The organism is uncultured Kluyvera sp., assembly GCF_902485085.1.
GTDB classification, from domain to species: domain Bacteria; phylum Pseudomonadota; class Gammaproteobacteria; order Enterobacterales; family Enterobacteriaceae; genus Kluyvera; species Kluyvera ascorbata.
Map to the genome: position 1 here is coordinate 16263 of NZ_CABTJS010000037.1, position 25389 is coordinate 41651.

Sequence of the window (25389 nt, forward strand, 5' to 3'; positions counted from 1 at the left end):
AAAAGGGATTAATTTAACGGTTGAATAGTCAAAGCGCTGTTGTCCAAACGTAGACGCGCCGCTTTGCCATAAAATTCGGCTGGGATCTGATCGCTCAGCCAATATTCCCCGGCAATGGAGACCAGCTCCGCCGCCAGGTGGGTACAAAATACTTGTGCTTCCCGGTCTCCGCCGGCACCGGCCAGAACGCGTCCACGCATCATGCCGTAAACGTGAATATTCCCGTCGGCAATCAACTCAGCGCCCGCGCTGACGTGGCTTGTCACAATCAGATCACAGTTTGGTGCATAAATGCGCTGACCGGAACGTACTGGCGTATCAATCATTCGCGTTTTTGTGATCGGACTAACAATTGGTTCGGGTTCTACCGGTTTGGGCTGCTCTACGGGGGCCGCGCGGACAACTTTTTCTTTGCCTTCAGTCAGTAAAGGAAGACCTGACTGGTCGATGGCCGCTTTAAATTGAGGGTTTTTACAACCGCTCACGCCCACAATCCGCAAGCCCACGGACATAATGGCCTGTTGAATAGCACGCCACTGGGTGAATTCTTCAAGGTTACCGACATTGACCACTACAGGGGCATGACGGAAAAAGGCCGGAGCCTGGGCGACTTTGTCTTCCAACGCCTGACGAATAACCTCGGGCTTTGCATCATGCAAATGAACCACAGATAGGGTGAAGCTACTGCCTTTAAGTTCGATTGGCGTGTTTGACATCCTGGCCTTACTCAATTTGCTATTTATCGCCGCACGTTGCGCGACGATATTCCGAAGACTATCAGTCATGTTATAGTCACTAATATATTCAAGCAAGTAACCACAGTCCTAATTCCGAGTATAAAGTATGTTTTGTGTGATTTATCGTAGTTCTAAACGTGATCAAACCTATTTGTATGTCGAAAAAAAAGACGATTTCTCTCGCGTGCCGCCAGAACTGATGCAGGGCTTCGGTCAGCCTCAGTTAGCCATGTTGTTGCCGCTTGACGGACGTAAGAAGACAGTCAATGCCGACCTGGAAAAAGTAAAACAGGCGCTTAAAGAGCAGGGCTATTATTTACAGATCCCGCCACCGCCTGAAAATCTGTTAAAGCAGCATTTGGCTGAGTCGAAAAATAAGGGCGAGTAACCGCTCCGCTTCCGGCCAAAATGCGTCCACGATGAACAACGAGTAAGGGAAAAGCATGTATCAGCATCATAACTGGCAGGGTGCTCTGCTGGATTACCCGGTAAGCAAAGTTGTCTGTGTTGGCAGTAATTATGCTAAGCATATCCAGGAAATGGGCAGCGCAACGCCGGAAGAACCCGTTCTTTTTATTAAGCCAGAAACGGCGCTGTGCGACCTGCGCCAGCCGCTGATTCTGCCGCAGGGTCTTGGCTCTGTGCATCATGAAGTCGAACTGGCGGTATTGATTGGCGGCACGCTGCGCCAGGCAACCGAAGATCACGTATTGCAGGCGATTGCCGGCTACGGCGTAGCGCTGGATCTCACCCTGCGCGATCTGCAGGGGAAAATGAAGAAGGCCGGTCAGCCGTGGGAAAAAGCCAAAGGATTTGATAACTCCTGTCCAATCTCCGGCTTTATTCCTGCTTCCGCTTTTGAGGGCGACCCGCAGAATATTTCGCTGGGCCTGAACATCAATGGCGAAGTACGCCAGCAGGGTAGTACGTCCGATATGATCCACAAAATCGTGCCGCTGATTGCCTATATGAGCCGCTTCTTTACCCTGAAGCCGGGTGATGTTGTTCTAACCGGTACCCCGGAAGGCGTTGGCCCACTGCACGCGGGCGATGAGCTTGAGGTGCAGTTTAACGGACTGTCCCTGACGACTCGCGTACTGTAAGCCCTCCTTGCCGCCCCATTCGGGCGGCAAAACTTGCATCCCTGTGCCAGACTGGTTATAAGAAGCACCCTGATTTTTGATGTGGACATCCTGATGAGCGAATTACCTTTCTGGCAGAGCAAAACCCTTGATGAAATGACAGATGCGGAGTGGGAGTCGCTGTGTGATGGCTGCGGGCAGTGCTGCCTGCATAAGCTGATGGATGACGACACCGACGAAATCTATTTCACTAACGTTGCCTGTAAGCAGCTCAATATCAAAACCTGTCAGTGCCGTAACTATGAACGCCGCTTCGAATTCGAGCCGGACTGCATCAAGCTGACGCGCGACAATCTGCCTACCTTCGAGTGGCTGCCGCATACCTGCGCCTATCGCCTGCTGGCGGAAGGGCAGTCGCTGCCGCAGTGGCACCCGCTCATTACCGGTTCCAAGGCGGCGATGCACGGCGAGCGTATTTCCGTACGTCATATCGCAGTGAAAGAGTCGGAAGTATACGACTGGCAGGACCATATATTAAATAAGCCGGATTGGGCTAAATAAACCGCAATTTGCGGCATCATTCACTATTTTTATATTTCCCGCCTTAAACCCCTACGTAATTCTTATACCGGGCCGATAGAGAATAAAAGCGATTCGGTATAAGGACGCATATGCGTAATCCAATAAAGCTCTTAGTACTGGCGTTAGTGATTAATCTGGGCGGCTGGAGTCTGGTACTTGCGGCGGGATATGGAATATGGGCGTTGATGGGATAGAGAGAGTGAAGAACTTGCCAGCAGCCTGTTCAAAGCCACTGGCAAGGCGGTGATTAGCGGCCGAACAGGTCGCGTCTTTTCGGTTTGAACGGTTGGGCAATCAGCACCAGCAGCGCCACAATCAGATAGGCGGCAAAAATACCGACCAGCCACTGCGGCATCTCCAGCGATAAGAATTCCCACTGACGAACAGAACAGTCACCTGACGCGACAAATACCTGCGGCAGCCACTTATCGAGCGGCAGCCAGCTTGGGAAACGCGCCATAAAATCACAGGTCATAAACGGCGACGGGTGAAGCTGAATCATGGTGTGTTCCCACGCCAGCTGTAACCCTCTGAAAGCGCTGTACAGCCAGATAAGCAGGGCAACATAGCGTAACGGACTTTTCGGTGCGATGGCACCCACCAGCCCCGCGCCCATAATCCCAAACAGCGCACAACGCTCGTAAATACACAGTACGCACGGTTTTAATAACATCACGTGCTGGAACCATAATGCCACTAACTCAAGCGCAAAAGCGGTTAACGCCAGTAATAACCAGGCACTGCGGCCACGTGAGCTCTGGTTTAAATATCGCAACATATACATTTCCCTGGAACGTGCTTTGAAAGCGCAGTGTAAACGAAAACGATAGCTGTGCCATCCGGCTATACGTAATTATTCATAAATAACGAGTCAACGCCCGAACAAAGTTTGTCGGGCGATAATCATTGGACGTTATTAAGTCGTTACTTAGGCAAAACTAATAACCCATTACTCATCATCCAGTCTATCGACGGCTGCAGCGTGAATTCAACGCACAGCAGACCTACCAGCGTCAGGACTATCGTATACGGCAGCGCCATCCACACCATGCGTCCGTAGGAGAGGCGAATCAGCGGTGCCAGCGCTGAGGTGAGCAGGAACAGGAAGGCTGCCTGACCGTTTGGCGTCGCTACCGACGGCAGGTTGGTGCCGGTGTTGATGGCCACCGCCAGCAGTTCGAACTGTGGCAGGCTGATAGCACCGTTATCCAGCGCGGCTTTGGCTTCGTTGATATAAACGGTACCGACAAACACGTTATCTGAGATAGACGACAGAACGCCGTTAAAGACATAGAACAGCGAGCGCTGGGCATGCGGTGAAGCCTGGAGCACAAAGTCAATAATGGGCGCAAAGAGGTGCTGGTCAATAATGACCGCGACGACGGCGAAGAAGACCGTCAGCAAGGCGGTGAAGGGCAGCGCCTCGGTGAAGGCTTTACCAATAGCGTGTTCGTCGGTAATGCCGGTAAATGAGGTGGCGAAGATAATCACCGACAGGCCAATCAGCCCAACCTCAGCCAGGTGTAACGCCAGTGCCAGCACCAGCCAGACGCCGATGACCCCCTGCACGATCAGCCGCATATTCTCTTGCTTTGAGCGTTGTACGCGGCTGCGTTCATCAAAGTCGTACAGGATTTTACGGACTGGCTCCGGCAACTCGGCGCCATAGCCAAATACTTTGCATTTCTCCAGCAGCCAGCAGGTCAGTAGCCCGCAGATGAACACGGGCACGGTAACCGGCGACATGCGCAGGAAAAACTCACCGAAATGCCAACCAGCAACTTTAGCAATGATCAGGTTCTGCGGCTCGCCGACCATCGTCATTACGCCGCCGAGTGCCGTACCGACGCCTGCATGCATCATCAAGCTACGTAAGAAGGCGCGGAACTGCTCAAGCACGATGCGGTTATGCTTGTCGATATGGCTGTCGTCGAGCAGATCGTCATCATCGGGGCGCGATGATGCCACCTGGTGGTAGATGCTATAAAAACCAACGGCGACGCTGATAATCACCGCCACTACCGTCAGCGCATCAAGGAACGCTGACAGAAATGCGGCAGCAAGACAGAACGCCAGCGATAGCAGGCGCTTGCTGCGAATGGAGAGCAAAAGACGGGTGAAGATAAACAGCAGAAGCTGCTTCATAAAATAGATGCCGGCGACCATAAAGATCAGCAACAGCAGCACTTCGAGGTTGGCCGCAATCTCATCACGCACGTGGTTAGCGGAGGTCATGCCGATAAACACCGATTCAATCGCCAGCAGCCCGCCAGGGATCAGCGGGTAGCACTTGAGCGCCATTGCGAGGGTGAAGATAAACTCCACGACCAGCAGCCATCCGGCGATAAATGGATTAATTAAAAATACCAGCGGATTGATGACTAAGAAAATAATCAGCAGCAGTTTGTACCAGTCCGGCGACTGGCCAAGAAAGTTACGCCATAGCGCGCGACCGTAAGAGATTTCCATGACAACCGTTTTCCTCCCGAAAGATGTCATTTTTTACCACTAAATCAGTGCTACTTCCAGAATTCAGCCTTTGTGGGTACTTTCCACTACGACAAAGAAATGTGAAAAATGAAACGGCGATCCCTTTTTAATTCATTTGTCCTGCTACCTGCACTATGTTGCCTCTGGTATGATGAGTCCAATTGCAACGCTGTGTAATGGAATTTTTACTATGGTCATTAAGGCGCAAAGCCCGGCGGGTTTCGCGGAAGAGTATATTGTAGAAAGCATCTGGAATAACCGCTTTCCTCCAGGGTCTATTCTTCCCGCTGAACGTGAACTCTCTGAATTAATTGGTGTGACTCGCACCACCTTACGTGAAGTGTTGCAGCGTCTGGCTCGTGATGGCTGGTTGACTATTCAGCACGGTAAGCCGACGAAAGTGAATAACTTCTGGGAAACGTCAGGTCTCAACATTCTGGAAACGCTGGCGCGTCTCGATCACGATAGCGTACCGCAGCTGATTGATAATCTGCTGTCCGTGCGTACCAATATCGCAACCATTTATATTCGTACCGCTTTCCGTCAGCACCCGGAAAAATCGCTGGAAGTGCTGGCCGCGACGCGCGAAGTCGAAGACTACGCTGATGCGTTTGCCGAACTCGACTACGGTGTGTTCCGCGGTCTGGCATTCGCTTCCGGTAACCCTATCTATGGGCTGATTCTTAACGGGATGAAGGGGCTGTATACGCGCCTGGGGCGTCATTACTTCTCTAGCCCGGAAGCGCGTAGTCTGGCGCTCGGTTTCTACCATAAGCTGGCGGAACTGTGTGAGCAGGGTGCGCACGATAAGGTGTATGAGACGGTGCGTAGCTATGGTCATGACAGCGGTGAGATCTGGCATCGTATGCAGAAGACGTTGCCGGGGGATTTGGCGATTCATAGCCGGTAGTTATCTGTTTTATGGAGTGCGTTGGTTCCGTTCACTTTATGCTGGGCAGAATATGGCGCTTCTTCATCTGTGAACGGGTTAAGGGGAGCTTGCCGCGCTCCCCTTAACAATCCCCGCGGCCCCGCAGGGAAATCGGTGCTTCGCACTACGCTCACCTACGAACTCCAGCCTGCGGCACGGCGAAACTCGACATCCCTGTCTCGGTTCGCCTCAGTCCGCCATCCATGGCGTCCTGACCTTGTCTTCCATTCTCCGGCTCGCCGATTTCCAGCGGGGACTCGCCGTTCCAGTCACTCAGGTTTTTGCTGTTGGCTAAAAGACTGCTCTGGTGTTGGTGGCGTCTAAATCGCCGAAGCGTTTCCCGTAGGCCGGGTCAGCCCACATGGATGTGGGCTGAGGGCGCAGTTTACAGGGATGTAAACTTGCGCCCGACCCGAAGCCGGAGGGAATAAGCTGAGGGAACCACGAAGTGGCGATTTTGCCGCCAGAGCCCGGGGGTGCAGGGGACGGCGGCGATTGGCCGCCCCTTGCGCGCTCTCTGCGCCAGTGCAATTTATATGGCAAGAGCTGGAAGAGAGCGCAACCAGGTGATGAATCCACAAAAGTAATTGCGAATCCGAGTTCCCCGGAGTCGGCGCTTCGCACCTCGTCCGGGCTACCATGACTACGATAGAAGTTACAGCGCGTTTGGCCGCGGCGGGCAACGCTCCAGCAACTCCACGCTACCATCCGCATTCTGCTGCTCCAGATGCACATCAAACCCCCACAGACGATGCACATGCTTAAGCACCTCACGACGCCCCTTATCCAGCGGCGCGCGGTTATGCGGCACATAGCGCAGCGTCAGCGAACGGTCGCCGCGAAGATCCACGTTCCACACCTGAATATTCGGCTCCAGATTGCTGAGGTTGTACTGGGACGAAAGCTGCGAACGAATCTCCCGATACCCTTCCTCATTATGGATAGCCGAAATCTCCAGATAGTTATTACGATCGTCATCCAGCACCGTGAACAGACGGAAATCGCGCATGATCTTCGGTGACAAGAACTGGCTGATAAAGCTCTCGTCTTTAAAATCACGCATCGCGAAGTGCAGGGTAGTGAGCCAGTCAGATCCCGCGATATCCGGGAACCAGTACTTATCTTCCTCGGTCGGATTCTGGCAGATGCGCTTAATATCCTGGAACATGGCAAAGCCCAGCGCGTATGGGTTAATTCCGCTGTACCACGGGCTGTTGTACGGCGGCTGGTACACCACGTTGGTATGGCTGTGCAGGAACTCGAGCATAAAGCGTTCGGTCACTTTTCCTTCATCGTACAGATGGTTAAGGATGGTGTAGTGCCAGAAGGTGGCCCAGCCTTCGTTCATCACCTGGGTCTGCTTCTGCGGATAAAAATACTGGCTGACCTTGCGCACGATGCGCAGGATCTCACGCTGCCACGACTCCAGCAGCGGGGCGTTTTTCTCCATAAAGTAGAGCAGGTTTTCCTGCGGCTCGGACGGATAGCGATGTGCTGACTCGATGGCTTTCTCTTCATCGCGTTTCGGCAGGGTGCGCCACAGCATATTCACCTGGCTTTGCAGATACTCTTCACGGCTCTTCTGCCGCGCTTTCTCTTCCTGCATGGAGATTTTGGATGGTCGTTTGTAGCGGTCTACCCCGTAGTTCATCAGCGCGTGACAAGAGTCGAGCAGACGCTCCACCTCGTCCACGCCATAGCGTTCTTCGCAGTCGGCAATGTATTTGCGGGCGAACAGCAGATAGTCGACGATAGAGCTGGCATCGGTCCAGCTACGGAATAGATAGTTATTTTTAAAGAAGGAGTTGTGGCCATAGCAGGCGTGCGCCATCACCAGCGCCTGCATGGTGACGGTGTTCTCCTCCATCAGATAGGCGATACACGGGTTGGAGTTGATGACTATTTCGTAGGCCAGCCCCTGTTGTCCGTGCTTATAGCCGCGCTCGGTCTCAATAAATTTTTTGCCAAACGACCAGTGGGTGTAGTTAATCGGCATCCCGACGCTGGAGTAAGCGTCCATCATCTGCTCGGAGGTAATGACTTCAATTTGGTGCGGATAGGTGTCCAGCCGGTACAGCTTCGCTACCCGGTCGATCTCTGCCAGGTAGGTTTCGAGCAGCGGAAACGTCCAATCGGGTCCATCGCTCAGACGAGTGGTGTCCTTATTCATCGAGTCAATCGTAGCCATTAGCGCGCCCTCATTGTTGGCGACTCTCTCTGTCTGGAGAGCCTCTCTTCAAGAATAGAACACCGCAGAAATTCTGTAACAAGCGCCATTTCTTTTCTTCATGATTTATTCATTTTGATAGCGACTATTTTTCAATTTTGCAGAGTTTTATGCTGACAAAAAAAAGAGGGTAGCAGGAGATATCAAATTCTCCGCTACCCCGTGTGATGGGCACTCTGTGAGGCAAGTCACCATAAAAAAAGCATATGTTGAATAATATTTTCATCTGGGTTATCAATTTGTAATTAGAAGATTGTTCTTTTACTCATTCTGGAGTGGCTATGCACATTGTCATACTGGGAAGTGGCGTGGTTGGCGTAACCAGCGCCTGGTATTTAAGTCAGGCGGGGCATCAGGTTACGGTAATTGACAGGGAAGCCGGTCCGGCGCTGGAAACCAGCGCGGCCAACGCGGGGCAAATTTCGCCGGGGTATGCGGCACCCTGGGCAGCACCTGGTGTGCCTCTGAAGGCGATTAAGTGGATGTTTCAGCGCCATGCGCCGCTGGCGATTCGTCTGGACGGCACCGGTTTTCAGCTGAAGTGGATGTGGCAGATGCTGCGCAACTGCGACACCCGCCACTATATGGAAAACAAAGGTCGGATGGTGCGGCTTGCCGAGTACAGCCGCGACTGCCTGAAGACGCTACGTGAAACCACCGGTATTACTTATGAAGGGCGTCAGGGCGGTACGCTGCAGCTGTTCCGTACCGAACAACAGTATGAAAACGCCACTCGCGATATCGCGGTGCTGGAAGATGCGGGCGTTCCGTATCAACTGCTGGAAGCCTCGCGACTGGCAGAAGTTGAACCGGCGCTGGCGGAAGTGGCCCACAAGCTGACCGGTGGGTTGCGTCTGCCAAACGATGAAACCGGCGACTGCCAGCTTTTCACCCAGCGTCTGGCGAAAATGGCCGAACAGGCGGGCGTAGAGTTCCGCTTTAATACTCCGGTCGACAGCCTGATTCAGGAAGGGGACCGCATCGTCGGCGTAAAATGCGGCGATGAGCTGGTGAAAGCCGATGCCTATGTGATGGCCTTTGGATCTTACTCTACCGCCATGCTGAAAGGGCTGGTGGATATTCCGGTTTACCCGCTGAAAGGCTACTCGCTGACCATTCCGATTATTGAAGAGAGCGGGGCGCCAGTCTCGACCATTCTCGACGAAACCTACAAAATTGCCATTACCCGATTTGATAACCGTATCCGCGTCGGCGGCATGGCGGAGATCGTCGGTTTTAACACCGAACTGCTGCAACCGCGTCGCGAAACGCTGGAAATGGTGGTGGGCGATCTCTTCCCGCGCGGCGGTAAAATCGAAGAGGCTACCTTCTGGACCGGCCTGCGTCCGATGACTCCAGATGGCACGCCAGTGGTGGGCAAAACCGCGTTCAAAAACCTGTGGCTCAATACCGGGCACGGCACCCTGGGCTGGACCATGTCCTGCGGTTCCGGTCAGTTGCTGAGTGATTTAATGTCTGGCCGAATGCCGGCTATCCCCTATGATGATCTTAGCGTTGCACGCTATTCGCCGGGCTTTACGCCGGCACATCCTCAGCATTTGCATGGCGCACACCAATAAGGAGAACGCATGTCACGTCCCGTGCTCGCCACGATTGATTTGCAGGCGCTGAAGCAGAATCTGGGCATTGTCCGCCGCGCGGCGGGTGGTGCTCGCGTTTGGTCGGTGGTGAAAGCCAACGCCTACGGTCACGGATTAGATCGCATCTGGAATGCGCTGCGGGAAACCGACGGTTTTGCGATGCTCAATCTTGAAGAGGCCATTTTGCTGCGCGAACGCGGCTGGAAAGGGCCTATTTTGTTGCTGGAAGGCTTTTTCCACGCTGATGAGCTGGAGCTTTTCGATAAGTACCGGCTGACCACCAGCGTGCACAGCAACTGGCAAATTAAGGCGCTGCAAAACGCGCGCCTGCATGCGCCGATTGATATCTATCTCAAGGTGAATAGCGGCATGAACCGCCTCGGCTTTGCGCCGGAGCGCATCCATACCGTCTGGCAGCAGCTACGGGGCATTAGTAACGTCGGGGCGATGACGTTGATGTCACATTTTGCTCAGTCTGAACTGATCGATGGCGTAGCTGAGCAAATGCAGCGTATTGAACAGGCCGCCGAAGGGCTGGAGTGCCCGCGCTCGCTAGCCAACTCTGCGGCAACGCTCTGGCACCCGGAGACCCATTTCGACTGGGTGCGGCCGGGGATTGTGCTCTACGGCGCTTCACCGTCCGGGCAGTGGCAGGATATTGCCAATACCGGGCTCAAACCGGTCATGAGCCTCAGCAGTCAGATAATCGGGATTCAGAATCTGAAGCCCGGCGATGCCGTCGGTTATGGCAGTCGCTATCGTGCCAAAGAGGAGCAGCGTATTGGAATCGTGGCCTGCGGCTATGCAGATGGTTATCCGCGCATTGCCGCCAACGGCACGCCGGTGCTGGTGGACGGTATCCGTACCGGTACCGTTGGGGCGATTTCGATGGATATGCTGGCGGTGGATTTAACGCCGTGTCCGCAGGCCGGAATTGGTACCGCCGTTGAGCTGTGGGGGCAAGAGATCAAGATTGATGAAGTGGCCGCCAGCGCGGGAACCGTCGGTTACGAGCTTATGTGTGCTCTGGCGCCGCGTGTGCCAGTTGTGACGGTGTAACTTTTTGATGTTGCCCGGTAGCGCTTTGCTGACCGGGCATGTAGGCCGGATAAGCGCAGCGCCATCCGGCACAACAAACTACTCCGATTCTTCCTCAGCGACCCGCACGCCAACCTTCAGAACCTGATTTTCCTCTTTCTCGGCCACCGTCCACACCATACCGGCAAACTCCACCTGGTCACCCACAACCGGTGCTGCGCCTAAGAGGTGTTCGACAATGTCCCCCAGCGATTGCTGGTTATCGCGGAACTCTTCACCGCCGTCCAGACCATAAATCATGGCAACGTCGGCAAACTTCGCCCCGGCTTCCAGAATAAAATCGCCAAAGAAGCTTTGATCCAATGCGACCGGCGGCGACTGGCTGAACATTTTGCCGAGCGACGGCAGGTCACGTTCACGACCAATCACGCACAGAATATCGTTTTCACGCAGGCGCGTGCTGCCGGTCGGGTGGAGCATCACGTTATCGCGGAACAGCGCGGCAATACGCGTTTCCGGCGGCATATGCAGGTCGCGCAGGGCCGCCCCCACGCACCACTTTTCGGCGCTAAGTTGATACACAAACTGTTCCCACGGATTCTCCGGATGAATATCCAGACCCACGCGGGAAATCGGCCAGCCGACCGGTGGCACCACGACTTTGGCTTTCTTCGCTGCCCAGGAGAGCGACGTCCCCTGCAACAGCAGCGAGATCAGCACCACGAAGAAGGCGACGTTAAAGAACAGGCGGGCGTTATCGAGCCCGGCCATCATCGGGAATACCGCCAGAATGATGGGCACCGCGCCGCGCAGGCCAACCCAGCTGATAAACGTGCGCTCGCGCAGGTTAAACCCGCGGAACGGCAGCAGCCCGGCGAACACCGACAGCGGGCGGGCGACGAAAATCATCCAGATAGAAAGCAGCAGCGCCGGAATGGCAATAGGCAGTAGATCGGAAGGCGTTACCAGTAGCCCCAGCACCAGGAACATACCAATCTGCGCCAGCCAGGCCAGGCCATCGAAGTTTTGCAGAATGCCAAAGCGGTTACGAATCGGCCGGTTGCCGAGCAGGAAACCGCACAGGTAGACCGCCAGAATGCCGCTGCCGTCGAGCTTAGTGGTGACGGCAAAAATCATGATCCCGCCGCTCAATGCCAGCAGCGGATAGAGCCCGGCGGGCAGGGAGATGCGGTTGATCATCTGCAACAGCAGGTAACCGCCGCCGATGCCAATAATAATCCCCAGTCCAAACTGTTGGAGAATGTGCACGAGGAACATCCAGCTCAGCCCGGTTTCATGCTGCTGGATCATCTCGATAAGCGTGATGGTCAGAAACACCGCCATCGGATCATTGCTGCCGGACTCAATCTCCAGGGTCGAGCCTACGCGCTCGTTAAGGCCTTTACCGCCAAGCAGCGAAAACACCGCGGCGGCGTCGGTGGAGCCGACGATAGCGCCAATCAGCAGCCCATCCATCAGATTGAGGTTAAACAGCCAGGCCGCCATCATCCCGGTGAGCCCGGAGGTTATCAGAACGCCAACGGTTGCCAGCGACAGCGCCGGGCCTAAAGCGACGCGAAAGGAGCTCGCCTGAGTGCGCATCCCGCCGTCAAGCAGGATAACCGCCAGCGCCAGGTTACTGACCATATAGGCGAAAGGGTAGTTATCGAAGGGGATGCCGCCGATACCGTCGACGCCCGCCAGCATGCCGATGGCTAAAAAGATAACCAGAATAGGGATACCGAGACGGGAAGAAAATGAGCTTAAGAGAATACTGCAGGTTACTAAGACCGAACCCAAAATAAAGAGACTAATGACTGCCGTGGCGTCCAATGTTCACGCACTCCCCGATAACGTACAAGCTAGTTACAAAACGTTACCATAATTGCGGCGCGAACATTGGACTAATAAACGGTGATTATTGTTTTTTATTCAACTAATACAGGATGACCGGTTATCGTCAGCCGGGATTGCCCGTCGCCGTGGGCCAACTGTGCCTGCGCGCCGAGCGCCAGCGTCACCGTGCGCTGTTCATGGCCAAAGTCGAGGCCGGTGATGACCGGAATAGACAGCCGTGAACGGAGGTACTCATACATCGACTCAAGGGAATATCCGGCGTCGTAGTCGTTTGGCGTCGCGCCGGTAAAACTCCCTAATACAATGGCGCGCTGGCGCGGCAGAATGCCCGCATAAAGCAGCTGTAATAGCATGCGTTCGACGCGGAAAGGATGTTCGTTGATATCCTCCAGCACCAGAATGCCGCCTTCAATATCCGGCATCCACGGCGTGCCAATCAGTGACACGAGCATCGCCAGATTGCCGCCCCACAGCGTCCCTTGTTCATCGCATACCGGACCATCGCCGTTCCACTCAACGCTATAGCGTGGTTGACGCAGGGCGCGCCAGAAGTGCTGTTCGGTAAACGCATTCAGGGTTTCCGCGCCGAAGTTTCCGGCCAGCATCGGGCCGCTGAAGGTAATCACGTTGCCTTTGGCCAGCAGACCGGACTGAATGGCGGTGAAGTCGCTATGGCCGCAGATAAGCAGCGGATCTTGCCGCTGGCGGGCTGCCAGTGCCTGCCAGTCAATGGTATCCAGCAAACGGCTGGCACCATAGCCGCCGCGTACTGCCAGCACTATCTGATTCTTCTCTTTGAGGGATGCCAACGCGTTGATATCGTGCAGACGTTCCGCTTCCGTTCCGGCAAAACGGCGGTCGCGACGAGTGATAACCTGCTGGTTATTCACCCGATGCCCGGCCTCTTCTAATCGCTTGACCCCGCACTGCGCGGCGGACTGATTGATGCAATAACCGGAAGGGGCGACGAGATGAAACTGAGACATGGCATTTCCTTGCAGAGAATGAAACGAGTATCATGCCGCCTGAGCCCATGGTTGTCATTAACGGCGGCAAAGTTCAGCTAAAAGGATAGATGCGTGAAATTGAGATGGTTTGCTTTTTTAATTGTATTACTTGCTGGATGTTCTTCTCACCAATCGGATTATCGCAACCCACCCTGGAACCCCGAAGTGCCGGTGAAGCGCGCAATGCAGTGGATGCCAATCAGTGAAAAAGCCGGTACGGCATGGGGCGTAAGCCCGCGTCTGCTGACGGCGATTATCGCCGTGGAGTCAGGCGGCAATCCGTCGCTTGTCAGTAAATCAAACGCGGTAGGGCTGATGCAGCTTAAAGCCTCTACGTCTGGTCTGGATGTTTATCGTTACATGGGCTGGAGTGGACAACCGTCGACCAGCGAACTGAAAAACCCGGAACGGAATATTTCCATGGGAGCCGCTTATCTGAGCATTCTCGAACATGGTTCGCTTGCTGGGATAAACGATCCGGAAGTGATGCAGTATGCGCTGGTGGTCTCCTATGCTAACGGTGCCGGCGCGCTGCTGCGTACCTTCTCATCGGATCGTAAAAAGGCGATTGCCGAAATTAACGACATGGATAAGGATGAGTTCTTCCAGCACGTCGTGAAGAATCACCCAGCACCGCAAGCGCCCCGTTATATCTGGAAGGTTCAGAAAGCGATGGACGCCATGTAATCAGCGGACGTTATTCGCCCGTTCGCGCGCTTCACGCTCCAGTGCAAAGATAATGCGCTGGAGCGAGCGCTCAAGCACCGGATTCATATGCAGAAAACGGAAGCTTAAGCGCGGCGTGACGATGGTTTCGTTCTTGCTATCCACCACTTTGCGCTCGCTAATTCCCAACAGCTGCGCATCAAAGCGAAAGCGCCCCCACTGCGCCATATCCAGCTCAATCTCGTTAAGTTGCATACCCGGAACTAATCCATCCGGTGCTGGCGCATCCAGCAACGCCCCCATACCGCCGAGCGAAAGATCGTACAGACGAAAGCGCAGCGTGCTTTTATCCGGTAACGTGGCTTTGCCGAAATAGGGCGGATGCAGCGGAGCAGGAATGCGGAAAAACTCCCGACGCTGGATAAACCAGACTGCCGCAGGCGTAGGCATCACGAAAGCCGGCAGGTTCTGATAATCCTCGACCGCCATCGCTGGCACCGTGAATTCAATTTTGGCACCGTTGGTTTCGGCGACGATGGTGATATTTTTTGCCGTTCTGGCCGCAATGTTATCTTCTTCCCGACTGCCAAAATCAATCACCAGCCGCTGCTGGCTGGCATCAAGAATACGGCTAATAAACTGTCGGGACGACCAGCTGACGCGCAGCGCGGCGTTAGCCTGCTGAAGATCGCGCAGAATACTTAATACAGCTAATGGGTTTTGCTTTAGAAACTGTGTGTTGTGCTCACTCACGTGGAATGGCTCCTGAATGGCAGAGGCTTAATTATGTATCGGCGTAGCAATCTATAACTTCAGCGCCCAAATGAAAATATTTAACATCTTCGCAGCTTTAGGCTGACCAAAGCACTTAAGACAGTGCTTACGTCAAAATTCGTATTTATCCGTATAAAATATCATCGCCTTTCCAGGTTTTTTAAGAACAATTACCTATACTTGAAGTATTAGCGGCGCAGAATGTCGGCGCTTTTATGGCTGTTTAATGGAACTGAAGAGGTGGGAAAAATGGGTATTATTACCTGGATTATTTTTGGTCTGATTGCCGGTGTTATTGCCAAACTAATTATGCCGGGGCGCGATGGGGGTGGATTCATCCTCACCTGTATCCTGGGGATAGTCGGTGCGGTTGTGGGCGGCTGGTTAGCGACCACGTTTGGCCTCGGCGGCAGCGTCACCGGGTTTAACCTGCACAGCTTCCTGGTTGCCGTAGTCGGTGCCATCGTTGTGCTGGCGGTTTTCCGCCTGATTCGCCGCGAATAATGTCTCTCAGCGGCCCCGCAAGGGGCCGTTCTTCGTTTTATCCCCCGCGTGTTTTTTCCACTTTTTGTTGTTGTCTGCATTTTTATGTTGAACTAAGAAAACAAATGATAATAATTATCGTTCTTTGTTCGTTTTGAGTTCACCTATAAAATGAAAAAAACCGTTTTTCGTTGTTGTACGCTTTCAGGGATGATTGCCGTTGCGCTCTCCACGTCGGCCTGGGCTGATAAAAATGAAACCACGATGGTCGTCACCGGGTCGGGCGAGAGCAGTGAATTGCCAGCATGGACCAACAGCGCCACCAAATCCGCGGTGGCCGAGAGTAAAACCCCGCAGGTGATTAACACCATCAGCCAGCATGAAATCAGCGAACACCATGCCACCTCGGTGAATGAGATCCTGCGCTATGCGCCGGGTGTATCAACCGAGTCTCGCGGCAGTACCACCTATATGAGCGAATATAAAATCCGCGGTTTTACCGTCGATAACGAGTTCTATAACGGTCTGCAATTGCCTTATAACGTCACCGGCAATACCAAAGCGCGTATCGATCCGCTGCTGATTGAGAGCGTCGACATTCTGAAAGGGCCTTCTTCCGTGCTGTACGGCAACGGTTCGCCGGGCGGGCTGGTCAACATTCAGGGCAAAAAACCACAGACTACGCCGCGTACCGAAGTCGGTTTTAATACCGGTACCCGTAATCTGAAAGAGGGCTACCTCGATTCCACCGGGCGCATTGCCGACAGCGACTGGAGCTACCGCCTTTTGGGCAAGGCGACGGAAGGCGACGATCAGCCCTACACCTCTCGCACCGAGGATTATCTGGTTGCGCCGAGCGTCACCTGGCAACCTAGCGATAAAACCCGGCTGACGATTGATGCGCTGGCGCAAAACACGCCAAGCCTGACGCCGTCGAACCCGCTGCCGCTCTCTTATCTGCGCTCAAGCTATGCTGATAAGCGCGATTATGCTGGCGATAAATGGAGCGGCTTTAAGCAGCGGCAGTGGATGGTGGGCTACAGTTTTGAGCACGAATTTGATAGCGGCTGGGGCATTGCGCAGAAGGCACGCTACTTCGATATCGACACTCACCAGCAGAGCATTTACTCAACGGGGAATGCGGGCAATCCCGTTTATGAGTTAGACCGTTTTGCGTACACCACGGATGAAGACCTGCATAGCTTCAATATTGATAACCAGGTGACGCGCACCTTCACCTTCGGTGATTGGCAGCACCATCTGTTGGCTGGGTTTGACTACCAGAAGCTGAACTCGCATTACCACTATCGTTATGCGACCACAACACCGGGTATTGATATGCGCAATCCGGATTTCGGTCTGGTCAATGAAGATGCGCTGGGGCTGTATACGGAACAGAAAAACCGTCTCTCCTACAACCAGAAAGGGTACTACCTTCAGGATCAGGTTGAGTTTGGCGGTCTGAATCTGCTGGCGAGCCTGCGTTACGATGAGTACCAATCTGCCACTACCGATTATCTTAACGCTGACCAGAAAACGTGGATTTCTCAGGATAGAGTAACGAAACGACTGGGGGCGCTGTACGCCTTTGATAACGGTATTTCGCCGTTTATCAGCTATTCCGAAGGGTTTAAACCGGTATCACCGGCGCGTAACCTGACGGCCGATCAGGTGAAACCGACCACCAGTAAACAGGTGGAAGGCGGCGTGAAGTACCTGCTGGCGGAATATGCCACCACCTTCACCGCCTCGGTGTTTAACATTAAGCAGAAAAACGTGCTGAGCCTGGACCCGAGCTGGAATTACCATCAGACGGGGGAGATTGAATCAAACGGTGCGGAGCTGTCGGCCATTAGCCGACCAACCGATAACATCAACCTGATAGCCAACTACGCCTATACGCACGCCATTAATACCGAAGATGAAACCTATCAGGGTAAACGTCCGACGCAGGTTCCGGAAAACGCGTTTAACCTGTGGGGAGACTACACCTTCGATCAAAGTCTGGTGCGCGGGCTGACGGTAGGGGCCGGGGTGCGCTATACCGGGCCAATGGAGATTGCGCCGGATAACACGGCAGGCAAACTCGGTGGCACCACGCAGTACGATATGTCGCTCTCTTACGATATGTCGGCGGTGGACAGCAGTCTGGCAGGGTTGATGCTGAAAGCCAGCGCGCAGAACCTGACCAACAAAGAAACGTTGACCTGCTATGACAGCACCAACTGCTGGATTGGTCGTGACAGGACGGTGCAGCTCGGGGCGAGCTACACCTTCTGACGTGAATGGGCCTTCCCGGCGTCGCTTTACTCGGCCGGGCTACGGGATGGTTTCTTGTAGCCCGGACGAGGCGTTTACGCCGACTCCGGGGCGGCACCGGCCGTGGCTGATTGACGCTGCGTCGCCTTCATCGGAATAAACGCGATAATCACCGCGCCCAGCACCAGGAACCCGGCGACCATATAGATCCCCGCGTTAAAGCTGCCGGTCACGTCCTTCATCAGCCCCATCAACAGCGGGCCAAGCGCGGCGCCGGTCATCCCGGTGCCGTTAATCACCGCAATGCCCAGCGCACGGGCGCGCAGGGAAAGCGCTCTGTCCGGCGTGGTCCAGAAAATGACCATCGCGGCAAAGGCGCCCATCGAGGCCATCACGATACCGGTAAACTGCAACGGCGGGTACGGACTGGTGGCGGTGAGAACCCAGCCCGCCGCGGCGAAAAGATAGGGCAGTAAAGTGTGCAGCTTACGTTCGTTATGGCGGTCCGAACGCTTGCTCCACCAGATCATCCCGACAATGGTACAGACCTGAGAAATCGCGCTGAGCAGGCCGATGGTCACGTTGCTGCTCTCAGCGTTAAAGCTACGCAGGATAAGCGGGGTCCAGACGCTCAGGGCGCTCAGCGTATTGGTCAGGCAAAAATAGGCCAGCGTATAGAGCATAATGGTCGGCGTCATCAGCTCGCGCAGTACGCTCTTTTGACCCACCGATGCCGCCTGAATCGCGCTCTGGGTTTGCAGCGCGGTCTGGCGGTCGGCCTCCATCATCTCTTCGAGGCAGGCTTTATCGTCGTCGGTCAACCATTTGGCTTTCGACGGGCTGTCGTCCAGCCAGAACCAGACCACCAGACCGAGCAGCACGGACGGGAAGCCTTCCAGCAGGAACAGCCACTGCCAGCCCTTGAGGTTCAGCAAACCGTCCATGTTGAGAATGTAACCTGAAGCCAGTGACCCCAGCGCCATGGTTACCGGCATGGCAATCATAAACAGGGCGTTGGCGCGAGCGCGATAGTGCGCCGGGAACCAGTAGGTTAAGTAGTAGAGCAGACCGGGCAGGAAGCCCGCTTCGGCGATACCGACCAGCATACGCAGCGCGTACAGGCTGTTCGGCCCGGTGGCGAACAGGGTGGCGGTCGAGGCAATACCCCAGACTATCATCAGGATGGCAATCCAGCGGCGGGCGCCGACGATGGTCAGCATGACGTTGCTGGGAATACCGCACACCACGTACATCACATAGAACAGGGTTGTCGCGAGACCAAACATGGTACTGGTCAGCCCCAGGTCTTTGCCCATGGTCAGGCCGGCAAAGCCGATATTAATACGGTCGAGATAGGAGAAAACGAACAGCACGAATAAAAACACGATTAAGCGGCGGAAAAGCTTATTGATAACCGCCTGTTGGCGAGGGTTCAGCGGCCGTTGCGCCGGGGGCGGAGTGGCAAGCTCCCCGTCGCGTTTGTGTCCCAGAGAAGGGCTATCGTTCATGAAAAGCTCCACATTGTGTTTATTAGTATGGGTACCGAGATGCAGGCTGCTAACGTATAGAAAATAGCCATCACAAATGTCAATTTTGCGTAGTTAAAATGATACGTAATTGTTATGTATGTGGCATTTGTGAATCATAATGAGATCTGCGTCGCGCTAATTCTTAAGCCGCCGGTATTCGGGGTGAAAAGGGGTCAGGACGGGCGTAACGACTCAGGGTATAATCGAAAAATCTGTGGTTTGATGGGGTAAGGAAACGCATGAGTCATATAAAAAAAGTATCGGACGACACCGCCTTTCATCGTGAAGAGTTTCCGTTCTACTGGATTGTTAACGTCTATGCGCGTTACACCCAAACCGTAGAAGTGGCGCTGAAAAAGATTGCGCTCGACGTGTCGCGCTTTCGCGTGTTGATGATAACGCACCAGTACGGCGAGGCGAGTATTTCGCAAATCTCCGAATACGCGCTGGCGAAAATGCCGACGGTCACCAAGATTGTGGGCCGACTGCGCGAAGATGGCCTGGTCACCACCGCAAATAGCGCCAGCGATGCGCGGGTAACGGTGGTGATGCTGACCGAAGCGGGCCAGCAAAAAGTGGCGGAAGCGATGCCGCTGGTGGGTAAAATTTTCGACAAAGGCTTTAAGGGGATGAGCGTAAGTCAGGTGGAGAAAATGAACCAGTCGCTGTCGAAAGTGCTGGATAATCTTAACGAACTGTAGCCGCAATACGACACAATGACAAAATTGTGACCCGCGTAGAAAATTATCATAACTCACTGTAAATAAACTCTTTTCTTATGACTGCCGTTGGCCTCATCGCCAACGGCAGCGCCCGCCTGTATTCGCCATTTTGCTTTGTAATTCATCAAACTGCGTGATTAACCCCTATTAATAAAAGGTTAATTAATTGTTATTTTGCAGTAAATTTAACGTGAAAATTTACTTGAATTTTCATCTAAATATTCCATAGTGATTACACATCGGTCAGGGCAAAAAAGCAGCAACGACTGCGCGCCTGAATATGATTCATTTTTTCTGGTTAAGGTGTTAATCATGCAGCCAGTTTGTGAGAGCAATGGGTTTATCGAACGGTTCATCCTCGGCGAGGGTGACCTGAGTTTTGCCGTCAAAGACACCCTGGACGTGGCGGGATTCCGCACCCAGGCCGGTTGTCAGGCGCTGGCGGATACGCCGGTCGCCGCGCAGCATGCAAGCGTCGTTGCCACCTTGCTGGCAAACGGCTGCGTGCTGTCAGGAAAAACCACGTTACACGAACTGGCGTTTGGCGTGACCGGGGTAAACCCCTGGAGCGGCACCCCGGTGAATCCTCATTTCCCGTCGCTTATTCCCGGCGGTTCTTCTAGCGGTTCGGCAGCAGTCGTGGCGGCGGGCGAGGTCGATTTTGCGCTCGGCACCGATACCGGCGGCTCGGTGCGCATGCCAGCAGCCTGCTGCGGCGTACTGGGGCTGAAGCCCGGCTATGGCGTGCTGAGCCGACAAGGTGTTCTGCCTGTCGATAGCTCGCTTGACAGCGTCGGTCTGTTTACCCGCGATACGGGCACGCTCCGTCAGGCGCTGAACCGTCTGCACATTGTCGTCGAATCCCCGCTGGAGGCGCTGCCAGCCATCACCTTTATCCCGGCGGCGCTGCCGGAAATTGATGCCGCGCTGCTGCGTTTTCTTGCCGAAGCGGACGTGCAGCCAGAGCAGGGCGAACTCTCAACGCTTACCGATGCCCATCTTGCGGGTATGGCCATTATCAGCCATGAAAACTGGCAGGCCTTCAGCGCGCTGCTGGCGACAAACACCGTCTCTGCCGATGTGGCAACCCGCATTCGTGCCGGGGCTAACGTCAGCGCCGATGCGCTGGCAGAGGCTGAAAAAGTGCGCCAGCGCTTCAGCGACGACGTGGATGCGCTGCTGGCTATCACTCCGCTGGTGGCGCTGGCGACGTTGCCAGAATTGCCGCCCACGCTTGATGAAGCGAAAGACCCGCTCAGCGTGGTCAACCTGACCCGGCTGGTGAGGCCGTTTAACCTCAGCGGACATCCGGCGCTCACGCTACCTGCGGGCACGCTTGATGGCCGCCCGGTTGCCCTGCAACTGGTGGCCCGCAAAGGCGCCGAAGGGTTGCTGGTACAGGCCGCCGAATGGCTCACGGCGCGACAACGCCGCTAAGCCAACCCGTTTTACCTTTTCCCTGATGACTCAGTGAGTTCGACTCATTGCGGCCTCGTTCGCTCTGCGAACGGCTGCCTATAAAAATTATGGAGAAAGCCATGTCTGCCATCCAGGTTCGTGAATCGCTGGTTCCGCTGCTGAGCGAAGTGAGCGCGCGCAGCACCGATTTTGAGCATCAACGCCATATTTCCGACGACATCATTACCGGTTTTAAACAGGCCGGCGTGTATCGCGCGCTGGTGCCAAAAATCTACGGCGGCGACGAGTGCACCCCGGCGCAGTTCTGCGAGCTGATTGAGCAGATTGCCACCGCGGACGGTTCCGCAGGCTGGGTGGCGAGCTTCGGCATGAGCCCGTTTTACCTCGGTGCGCTGCCGGTAGAAACGTTAAAAGCACTTTATCGTGACGGCCCGGACGTGGTCTTTGCCGGCGGGATTTTCCCGACACAAAAAGCGCGACAGGCAGACGGTGGTTACCGCGTCAGCGGACGCTGGAGTTTTGCCAGCGGCAGCATGGGCGCGTCGGTGCTGGGCGTGGGTATTCTGCCCGACGGCGACCAGGCGCTGCCGCGCATGGCGGTGCTGCCCCGCGCCAGCGTGCAGATTGACCCGGTATGGGACACCGTAGGCCTTGCCGGAACCGGCAGCCATGACCTGCTGGTGGACGACGTGTTTGTGCCACAGGATTGGACCTTTATTCGCGGCGGCGCCTTGAACCTCGAAGGCCCGCTGTACCGCTACCCGGTGCTCTCGTTAGCCACTCAGGTGCTTTCTGTGGTGGCGCTCGGCGTGGCCCGCGCGGCGCTCAACGAAATTTATGCCATTGCTCATCGTCAGCAGTCGGTCACCGGCGCGCCGCGTCTGGCCGACCGCCCGCAGGCGCAGATGCAAATTGCCCGCTGCGAGGCTGACCTGCGATCCGCCCGCGCCTGGTTCTATGACGCTATCGACGATGTCTGGCAGCAACTGCTCAGAGGCGATGATGCGGACTGCGCGCAGATCAACGCCTTACGACTTTCCTCAACCCACGTGACCCGCGTCGCTGCCGACGTGGCGCGCCAGGCGCTGGCGCTAAACGGTATGGGCGGCGTCACCATGACCAGCCCGCTGCAGCGCTACGTCCGCGACACGATGGTGATTACCCAACACGCCTTTATGGGCGACCTCTCGTACCTCAACGCCGGTACGGTCTTTTTCGGCGGTAAACCGATGCCCGGTTACCTGTAATTTTTAACCTAAGGAGCAACCAATGAGCCAATCAACCACACTGCGCGTGCTGTTTTGCATCGGCGTGAACCAGAACTTTTTTGACGCCAGCCAGGCCGAAGCCAAACAAGTATGGGCCGCTTTCGGCGTGATGATGAAAGGGATGGAAGAGACCCCGGGGATCACGGTAATCGGCAACATGGACGACGACCAGCTGATGGTCGGGCCGTCCACCACCGCGCCGTGGACCACCTACGTGCTGGCGGATGCGCAGGCACTGGAAAACGTGGCGGCGGTCTGCAACCTGTTCCGCACCACCCCGGTCGGCGACGGCGGCAGCAAGCTGTGGAAGTACTGCAAAATCGAAGCCCGCGTGGGTCGTGAACTGATTATCCAGGGTTAAGGGAGCCGATGATGACCTCTCAGGATGCGCTGCGCCTCCAGCAGCTCGAAGACCAGCAGGCCGCGCGGGTGTGTATCAGCCACTACATGCACCTGTGCGACCGGCTGGATTCACTCGACACGGTACAGGCCATTGGCGCGCTGTTCTCTGTCGATGCCTGCTGGCAAGGCGTGGGCGAACCCTACGCCACGCGGCTGGGGCGTCATCAGGGACGCGCGGCGATTATCGCGATGATGGCGGGCTACGTCCGCCATCCCGCGCACTTTGCCATGAACGCGCACTTTCTCTGCTCAGAGGCGCTGACGAACGCAGCAGGCGGAGAGGTACAGGGCCGCTGGCTGATGCTGCAAACGTCGGCCTTCAGCGCGGGCGGCGCGCACCTCAACGCCGCCGAATTAAACGTCACCTTGCGGCGCGAAGCGGGGGAGATGGTGATGCACCATTTCACCACCCGCAACCTGTTTAGCCGACCCGTAAGCCACTGGCATGCCGAGGATACGCTCCCGGTGCCGGACCAAAATCAGACCGTCGAAGACGTGCAGGAGAATGGACATGCAGTGTGACCACCTGATTAATGTGAAAAATATCGATACCACGATGCCGAACGCGCCGAGCCGCGAAGCGCTTGCCTCGTTGGTACAGCACGACCGTGTACACACCTCGCTGTACACCTCTGAAGAACTGTTCAATCTGGAGCTGGATCGCGTGTTCGGTAAAACCTGGGTTTGGGTGGCGCACGCCAGCGAAATTCCGGAGACCGGCAGCTTCAAAACGACTGAAATTGGCACTCAGCCGGTGATTGTGGTGCGTGGCCGTAAAGGCGCTGTCCACACGCTGCTTAACCGCTGCCGTCACCGCGCGGCCACCGTCTGCGAACACCGTAGCGGCAAAACCAACAGCTTTGTCTGCCCGTACCACGGCTGGGGCTACGCGCTGGACGGCAGCCTGCGCGGCGTGCCGCACCCGGAAAGCTATGCCGACCAGTTAGAAAAGGGCGAACTGGGGCTGGTGTCCCTGCGCACCGAACAGTACGCGGGCATGATTTTCGCCACCTTTAACGACCACATTGAACCGCTGGAAGATTTCCTCGGCGCGGCGAAAAAATGGATGGATCTGTTTATGAAGCAGGGCGCGGGCTACCCGATCAAAACCGGCCCGGCGCACCGTTTCCGCTTCCCGGGCAACTGGAAAATCCAGCTCGAAAACACCACCGACGGCTACCACTTCCCGGTGGTGCACCGTTCGTTTTTAAGCTCGGTCGATAAGCAGACCGAGGAGATGCTCAACTTCGTCGACGGCAGCGGTTACGTCGAAGACCTTGGCAACGGCCATAGCGTGATGGTGATGATCCCGGAGCTGGTGGATCTGGAAGCCAACCTTGATGCGTCAATCCCTGAACGCTTTACCGAACTGGCCGACGCCCTGCGCGCCGATCATGACGAAGATCAGGTACGCCGCATCGTCCGCGCGGTCGGCGGCTCCGGCTTTAACCTCAATATTTTCCCGAACATTGCCTGCTCGATGGCTTTCTTCCGCGTCCTGCAGCCGGTGTCGGTAAATGAAACCGAAATTCACCATGCGGTGATCACCATGGACGGTGGCCCGGAAATCGCTAACCAGGCGCGTCTACGTCTGCACGAACACTTCCAGGGGCCGATGGGCTTCGGTACGCCGGACGACTCGGAAGCATGGGAGCGCGTACAGCGCGGAGCCACCGCCGGTGACGACCTGTGGATCATGCTCAACCGTGGCCTGGCGGGGGAATACCGCACCGACGACGGCCGGCGTAGCGACGTTAGCGCTGAAACTGGCATGCGTGCGGCCTACCAGCAGTGGAAAAAACTGATGACGGAGATGGAATAAATGACGACCGCTGAATCTGTACTGTTTAACGCCATCGCGGTTATCAACCTCGAGGGCGACCTGCTGGATCAGGGCGAGTTCGATGCGTGGCTGGATCTCTGGCAGCACGACGGCCTGTACGTAGTGCCGATCGACCCGACCGAAACCGACTTTAAAAACACCCTCAACTACGCCTGTGACGATCACGAAATGCGCGCTAAGCGCGTGAAGCGTCTCTACAGCGGCGAGTCAATTTCCACCACGCCGCGCGCCAGAACGCTGCGCACGCTGTCGCGCTTCCGTCTGCTGGAGGCCAGCGAAAACGAAGTGGTGGTGCGCGGCGCACAGTCGCTGTGGGAGCACCGTAAAGGCCACAGCCGCCACTACGCCGCCGACATTACCTGGCGTCTGCGCCCGCAGGAAAGCGGTTGGCGTATCACGCAGAAGGTGATTCGCCTGGTCAACAGCGACGATGTGCTGCACAGCATCGGCTACATCCTGTAAGGAACCGTTT

General features: G+C 55.5%; 24 protein-coding genes. 16 read left to right on the top strand and 8 right to left on the bottom strand.

All coding sequences use genetic code 11. The annotated features are described in order from the left end of the window. Positions 1-8: 8 nt before the first annotated feature. Complete coding sequence (minC, locus tag RDN66_RS05600; protein ID WP_035894582.1) at positions 9-716, bottom strand: septum site-determining protein MinC; 708 nt, start codon at positions 714-716, stop codon at positions 9-11. Between the two features lie 127 nt (positions 717-843). Here minC and RDN66_RS05605 point away from each other — a divergent pair, with 127 nt between their 5' ends. From RDN66_RS05605 to RDN66_RS05615, 3 genes are all read left to right on the top strand, one after another. After that, complete coding sequence (locus RDN66_RS05605; RefSeq protein ID WP_035894581.1) at positions 844-1125, top strand: YcgL domain-containing protein; 282 nt, start codon at positions 844-846, stop codon at positions 1123-1125. A 55-nt stretch (positions 1126-1180) separates the two neighbouring features. Beyond that, positions 1181-1840 carry a fumarylacetoacetate hydrolase family protein gene (locus RDN66_RS05610; RefSeq protein ID WP_202215937.1) on the top strand — a complete coding sequence of 220 codons (660 nt, stop codon included), beginning with the start codon at positions 1181-1183 and terminating at the stop codon, positions 1838-1840. Positions 1841-1933: 93 nt separating this feature from the next. Further along, positions 1934-2380 (top strand): YcgN family cysteine cluster protein, encoded by a 447-nt coding sequence (locus RDN66_RS05615; RefSeq protein ID WP_202215936.1) that lies wholly within the window; start codon positions 1934-1936, stop codon positions 2378-2380. Positions 2381-2648: 268 nt separating this feature from the next. On the opposite strand, the gene dsbB is transcribed toward RDN66_RS05615, so the two are convergent. Further along, positions 2649-3179: a disulfide bond formation protein DsbB gene (gene dsbB, locus RDN66_RS05620; protein ID WP_115074706.1), complete on the bottom strand. Its 531-nt coding sequence runs from the start codon at positions 3177-3179 to the stop codon at positions 2649-2651. A gap of 146 nt (positions 3180-3325) precedes the next feature. Further along, entirely contained in the window at positions 3326-4870 is a 1545-nt protein-coding gene (gene nhaB / locus RDN66_RS05625; RefSeq protein ID WP_202215935.1) for a Na(+)/H(+) antiporter NhaB, read from the bottom strand. 211 nt (positions 4871-5081) lie between these two features. On the opposite strand from nhaB, the gene fadR reads away from it, so the two are divergent. Next, positions 5082-5801 (top strand): fatty acid metabolism transcriptional regulator FadR, encoded by a 720-nt coding sequence (gene fadR / locus RDN66_RS05630; RefSeq protein ID WP_202215934.1) that lies wholly within the window; start codon positions 5082-5084, stop codon positions 5799-5801. A 676-nt stretch (positions 5802-6477) separates the two neighbouring features. Here the strand turns inward: fadR and RDN66_RS05635 are convergent. After that, positions 6478-8010 (bottom strand): SpoVR family protein, encoded by a 1533-nt coding sequence (locus RDN66_RS05635; protein ID WP_035893502.1) that lies wholly within the window; start codon positions 8008-8010, stop codon positions 6478-6480. A gap of 320 nt (positions 8011-8330) precedes the next feature. Here RDN66_RS05635 and RDN66_RS05640 point away from each other — a divergent pair, with 320 nt between their 5' ends. After that, positions 8331-9629, top strand: a complete 1299-nt coding sequence (locus RDN66_RS05640) for a D-amino acid dehydrogenase (RefSeq protein WP_202215933.1) — start codon at positions 8331-8333, stop codon at positions 9627-9629. Positions 9630-9638: 9 nt separating this feature from the next. After that, positions 9639-10709, top strand: a complete 1071-nt coding sequence (dadX, locus tag RDN66_RS05645) for a catabolic alanine racemase DadX (RefSeq protein WP_202215932.1) — start codon at positions 9639-9641, stop codon at positions 10707-10709. A gap of 78 nt (positions 10710-10787) precedes the next feature. Here the strand turns inward: dadX and RDN66_RS05650 are convergent, their stop codons facing one another. Beyond that, a complete protein-coding gene (locus tag RDN66_RS05650) occupies positions 10788-12521 on the bottom strand; it encodes a potassium/proton antiporter (RefSeq protein ID WP_202215931.1) in 1734 nt (577 codons plus the stop codon). Positions 12522-12616: 95 nt separating this feature from the next. After that, positions 12617-13531 carry a muramoyltetrapeptide carboxypeptidase gene (gene ldcA / locus RDN66_RS05655; protein WP_202215930.1) on the bottom strand — a complete coding sequence of 305 codons (915 nt, stop codon included), beginning with the start codon at positions 13529-13531 and terminating at the stop codon, positions 12617-12619. A 93-nt stretch (positions 13532-13624) separates the two neighbouring features. On the opposite strand from ldcA, the gene emtA reads away from it, so the two are divergent. Continuing rightward, positions 13625-14239, top strand: coding sequence for a membrane-bound lytic murein transglycosylase EmtA (gene emtA, locus RDN66_RS05660; RefSeq protein WP_202215929.1), 615 nt, complete (start codon positions 13625-13627; stop codon positions 14237-14239). Here emtA and RDN66_RS05665 read toward each other — a convergent pair whose 3' ends face one another. Beyond that, positions 14240-14971: a flagellar brake protein gene (locus tag RDN66_RS05665; RefSeq protein ID WP_035893515.1), complete on the bottom strand. Its 732-nt coding sequence runs from the start codon at positions 14969-14971 to the stop codon at positions 14240-14242. 270 nt (positions 14972-15241) lie between these two features. On the opposite strand from RDN66_RS05665, the gene RDN66_RS05670 reads away from it, so the two are divergent. Continuing rightward, positions 15242-15496, top strand: coding sequence for a GlsB/YeaQ/YmgE family stress response membrane protein (locus tag RDN66_RS05670; RefSeq protein WP_202215928.1), 255 nt, complete (start codon positions 15242-15244; stop codon positions 15494-15496). Positions 15497-15646: 150 nt separating this feature from the next. Further along, positions 15647-17755 (top strand): TonB-dependent siderophore receptor, encoded by a 2109-nt coding sequence (locus tag RDN66_RS05675; protein WP_308537657.1) that lies wholly within the window; start codon positions 15647-15649, stop codon positions 17753-17755. A gap of 74 nt (positions 17756-17829) precedes the next feature. Here the strand turns inward: RDN66_RS05675 and hpaX are convergent, their stop codons facing one another. Next, entirely contained in the window at positions 17830-19242 is a 1413-nt protein-coding gene (hpaX, locus tag RDN66_RS05680) for a 4-hydroxyphenylacetate permease (protein WP_308537658.1), read from the bottom strand. 260 nt (positions 19243-19502) lie between these two features. Between hpaX and RDN66_RS05685 the strand changes: the two genes are divergently transcribed. From RDN66_RS05685 to RDN66_RS05715, 7 genes are all read left to right on the top strand, one after another. Next, complete coding sequence (locus tag RDN66_RS05685) at positions 19503-19964, top strand: MarR family winged helix-turn-helix transcriptional regulator (RefSeq protein WP_035893520.1); 462 nt, start codon at positions 19503-19505, stop codon at positions 19962-19964. Between the two features lie 333 nt (positions 19965-20297). Beyond that, a complete protein-coding gene (locus RDN66_RS05690; protein WP_202215925.1) occupies positions 20298-21422 on the top strand; it encodes an amidase in 1125 nt (374 codons plus the stop codon). 101 nt (positions 21423-21523) lie between these two features. Next, positions 21524-22651 (top strand): acyl-CoA dehydrogenase family protein, encoded by a 1128-nt coding sequence (locus tag RDN66_RS05695; protein WP_248537233.1) that lies wholly within the window; start codon positions 21524-21526, stop codon positions 22649-22651. A 22-nt stretch (positions 22652-22673) separates the two neighbouring features. After that, positions 22674-23033, top strand: a complete 360-nt coding sequence (locus RDN66_RS05700; protein ID WP_035893525.1) for a hypothetical protein — start codon at positions 22674-22676, stop codon at positions 23031-23033. 8 nt (positions 23034-23041) lie between these two features. Further along, positions 23042-23596 carry a nuclear transport factor 2 family protein gene (locus tag RDN66_RS05705; protein ID WP_227675085.1) on the top strand — a complete coding sequence of 185 codons (555 nt, stop codon included), beginning with the start codon at positions 23042-23044 and terminating at the stop codon, positions 23594-23596. Next, the gene (locus tag RDN66_RS05710; protein ID WP_202215924.1) at positions 23586-24896 is read left to right on the top strand and encodes a Rieske 2Fe-2S domain-containing protein; all 1311 of its coding nucleotides are present in this window, start codon (positions 23586-23588) and stop codon (positions 24894-24896) included. The genes RDN66_RS05705 and RDN66_RS05710 overlap by 11 nt, the downstream gene beginning before the upstream one ends. Beyond that, positions 24897-25379: an aromatic-ring-hydroxylating dioxygenase subunit beta gene (locus RDN66_RS05715; RefSeq protein ID WP_035893528.1), complete on the top strand. Its 483-nt coding sequence runs from the start codon at positions 24897-24899 to the stop codon at positions 25377-25379. The last annotated feature ends 10 nt before the right edge of the window (positions 25380-25389 follow it).